Below are 2,609 nucleotides of genomic sequence, written 5' to 3' on the forward strand. Positions count from 1 at the left end.
CCCAGCTGGACGTCCCCGAGACGGCGCGCGTACTGGACGACGTCCTGGCCCGCTCCATCGCCAGCCCACCCCAGTGGTGAGCGCCCCATAGGGGCGCGGGGAACTGCGCGACAAGCCCCCACGCACGCGCGGGCGGCACACCACCCCGAACGGCATCCGTCCCCACCCGGACATCTCGGGCACCGCCCACTCAGACGCCCTCAACCAGCGCAAAACCGGCGGAGCTCATACGCTCGGGTCATGTCAGAGGTGTACGCGGCCCGCCGGACGCGTCTGAGGGAATACTGCAATGCGGGCGGCAGCGCGGCGGCGCTGGTCTCCCGCCCCGCCAACGTGCGCTATCTCGCGGGCGCCGCCCCGCACGGCGCCGTTCTGCTGCTGGGCAGGACCGAGGAGCAGGATCTCCTGGTCTGTGCCGGGCCGACGGCCGACCGCCCCGCGCAGGAGCGCCCCGACGAGGCACTGCGCGTCCACACGCTGCCCGGAGTCGGCGGCGGTGACCCGGCCGTCGCGGCGGCGCGCCTCGCCGCGGGCCAGGACGCCGACTCCCTCGCCGTGGAGGAGCACCACCTCACCGTGGCCCGGCACCGCGCCCTCGGCGCGGTCGCCCCCGGGCTGCGCCTGGCGGGCCTCGGCAGCGCGGTCGAACAGCTCCGGGTCGTCAAGGACGAGGAGGAGATCTCCTGCCTGCGCATCGGCGCCGAGATCGCCGACCAGGCCCTCGGTGAGCTGCTGGAGTCGATCCTCGTCGGCCGCACCGAGCGCCACCTCGCCCTGGAACTCGAGCGACGACTCGTGGACCACGGGGCGGACGGGCCGGCCTTCCCGACGTCGGTGGCCACCGGCCCGAACTCCGGCCGGCCCGGACACCGGCCCACCGACCGCCGCGTCGAGGAGGGCGACTTCCTCTCCGTCTGCCTCGGTGCGACGTACCGCGGCTACCGCTGCGAGATCGGCCGCACCTTCGTCATCGGCACCGCCCCCGCGGACTGGCAGATCGAGCTGTACGACCTGGTCTTCGCAGCCCAGCGGGCCGGGCGTGAGAGCCTGGTACCCGGCGCCGCCTGCCGGGACGTCGACCGCGCCGCCCGCCAGGTCCTGGACTCCGCGGGGTACACGGAGGGCCTCACGGTCCTGACCGGACACGGTGTAGGGCTCGAAATCGACGAGGACCCTCAATTGAGTCCCGCGGCCATGGGTAAACTGGACGCTTGCGTGCCAGTCACCGTCGAACCGGGAGTCCACCTCCCGGGCCGGGGCGGTGTCCGGATCGATGACACGCTCGTCGTCCGCCCCGAGGCGGACGGCGGACCCGAGCTACTCACCATCACGACCAAGGAGCTGCTCGCCCTGTAGCCAGGCAGGTGCGTGCCCCGGGGTCGTACGTCAGTCCAGGAGATTCCGCAACCGTGGCTTCCACGAACGACCTCAAGAACGGCATGGTGCTCAAGCTCGAAGGCGGCCAGCTCTGGTCCGTCGTCGAGTTCCAGCACGTCAAGCCCGGCAAGGGCCCGGCCTTCGTGCGCACCAAGCTCAAGAACGTGCTCTCCGGCAAGGTCGTCGACAAGACCTTCAACGCCGGCGTCAAGGTCGAAACGGCCACCGTCGACAAGCGCGACATGCAGTTCTCCTACATGGACGGCGAGTACTTCGTCTTCATGGACATGGAGACCTACGACCAGCTGCACGTCGACCGCAAGGCCGTCGGCGACGCCGCGAACTTCCTCATCGAGGGCTTCACCGCCACCGTCGCGCAGCACGAGGGCGAGGTGCTCTTCGTGGAGTTGCCCGCCGCCGTCGAGCTCGTCATCCAGGAGACCGAGCCGGGCGTCCAGGGCGACCGCTCCACCGGCGGCACCAAGCCCGCCATCCTGGAGACCGGTCACCAGATCAACGTGCCCCTCTTCATCACCACCGGTGAGAAGATCAAGGTCGACACCCGCACCAGCGACTACCTCGGCCGGGTGAACAGCTAACCGTGGCTGCCCGCAACACGGCCCGTAAGCGCGCCTTCCAGATTCTCTTCGAGGGGGACCAGCGCGGCGCCGAGGTGCTGACCGTCCTTGCGGACTGGGTCCGGCTGTCCCGGGCGGACACCCGGCAGCCGCCGGTCAGCGAGTACACGATGGAGCTGGTCGAGGGCTACGCGAAGCACGCGAAGCGCATCGACGAGCTGATCGCGCAGTACTCCGTCGGCTGGACCCTCGACCGGATGCCCGTCGTCGACCGCAACATCCTTCGGCTCGGCGCCTACGAGCTGATCTGGGTCGACGCGACGCCGGACGCCGTCGTCCTCGACGAGATGGTGCAGCTGGCGAAGGAGTTCTCCACGGACGAGTCGCCCTCGTTCGTGAACGGCCTGCTCGGCCGGCTGAAGGAACTCAAGCCGTCGCTCCGCCGCGACGAGGTCTGAGACGGACCACAGGCTCAGACGGTGACCGTTTCTGATCCGGCTCCGGTGGATGTGGTGACGACGACGTCGCTGTCGATTCCCGCGACGGCGGTTACGGGTACTGCGGTTGATCTGACGGCGACGGTTGCTCCGAACAATGCTGTCGGTACGGTGCAGTTCAAGTCGAATGGTGTTGCGATCGGCACTCCGGTGACCG

General features: G+C 69.8%; 3 protein-coding genes and 1 pseudogene. All 4 read left to right on the plus strand.

The window, feature by feature from the left end; all coding sequences use genetic code 11:
* Positions 1 to 80 (plus strand): annotated as a pseudogene (locus ABT116_RS51105) (AAA family ATPase); the annotation flags it as partial.
* Positions 81 to 240: 160 nt separating this feature from the next.
* The gene (locus ABT116_RS42290) at positions 241 to 1,356 is read left to right on the plus strand and encodes an aminopeptidase P family protein (protein WP_351645796.1); all 1,116 of its coding nucleotides are present in this window, start codon (positions 241 to 243) and stop codon (positions 1,354 to 1,356) included.
* Between the two features lie 53 nt (positions 1,357 to 1,409).
* Positions 1,410 to 1,976, plus strand: a complete 567-nt coding sequence (gene efp, locus ABT116_RS42295) for an elongation factor P (protein ID WP_031138970.1) — start codon at positions 1,410 to 1,412, stop codon at positions 1,974 to 1,976.
* 2 nt (positions 1,977 to 1,978) lie between these two features.
* Positions 1,979 to 2,413 carry a transcription antitermination factor NusB gene (gene nusB / locus ABT116_RS42300; protein ID WP_344454648.1) on the plus strand — a complete coding sequence of 145 codons (435 nt, stop codon included), beginning with the start codon at positions 1,979 to 1,981 and terminating at the stop codon, positions 2,411 to 2,413.
* The last annotated feature ends 196 nt before the right edge of the window (positions 2,414 to 2,609 follow it).

The organism is Streptomyces sp. NPDC002130, assembly GCF_040296465.1.
Lineage (GTDB): Bacteria > Actinomycetota > Actinomycetes > Streptomycetales > Streptomycetaceae > Streptomyces.

Coding starts and splice junctions, on each gene's coding strand:
- ABT116_RS42290 (WP_351645796.1), top strand. CDS start 241: ATGTCAGAGGTGTACGCGGCCCGCCGGACGCGTCTGAGGGAATACTGC.